Raw genomic sequence first — 869 nt, 5'->3', positions numbered from 1 at the left:
CTTGAAGCCGGGGCGCGGGTCGCGTCCGGGTTTTTCCAGCTCGGCAATGATGTCACGCACCGTCGGCAAGCCGAAACGCTCGTCGACGAAGACGCGTGGGTCGAGCGCTTTAAGCGCGGCGCTGTCGCCCATCAGGGCGCGCACGTCGCGGCCGCAAGCGGCCACGATCTTCTTCGCCACGCCATAGGCTTCCGGATGCACAGATGATGCATCGAGCGGCTCGGCGCCGTTCGGAATGCGCAGGAAGCCGGCGCTTTGCTCGAACGCGCGCGGCCCGAGCCGCGCCACCTTGAGCAGGTCCTTGCGGTTGGCGAACGGCCCGGCGGCGTCGCGATGCGCGACGATCGCCTCGGCGAGCGACGGCCCCAATCCCGACACGCGCGCCAAAAGCGGCGCCGACGCCGTGTTGAGGTCGACACCGACCGCGTTCACCGCATCCTCGACCACCGCTTCCAGGGAACGGCCAAGCCGGTATTGGTCGACATCGTGCTGATACTGGCCGACGCCGATCGACTTCGGCTCGATCTTGACCAGCTCGGCCAGCGGATCCTGCAGGCGCCGCGCGATCGACACCGCGCCGCGCAGCGAGACATCGAGGCCCGGGAATTCAGCGGCCGCCGTGGCCGACGCGGAATACACGGAAGCGCCGGCTTCGCTGACGATCACCTTGAGCGGCTTCGGCCCCGCCCCTGCGGGCAGGTCCGACAGCATGTCGGCAACCAGCTTCTCGGTCTCGCGGCTGCCGGTGCCGTTGCCGATCGAGATCAGCTCGACCTTGTGCTGGCGGATGAGCGCGGCAAGTTCGACCTGCGTGCCGCGCACATCGTTTTTCGGCGGGAATGGATAGACGGTCGTCGTCGCCACCAGCT

1 protein-coding gene is annotated in these 869 nt (G+C 68.2%); it reads right to left on the bottom strand.

The window, feature by feature from the left end; translation table 11 throughout:
• Window positions 1-869: helix-hairpin-helix domain-containing protein (locus EOD07_RS36005; protein WP_206519667.1), on the bottom strand; the 869-nt coding region annotated here is incomplete at both ends.

Source organism: Mesorhizobium sp. M2C.T.Ca.TU.002.02.1.1 (assembly GCF_003997225.1).
Note: the sequence above shows the minus strand (reverse complement) of the source record. Positions and strands in the feature narration are given on the sequence as shown.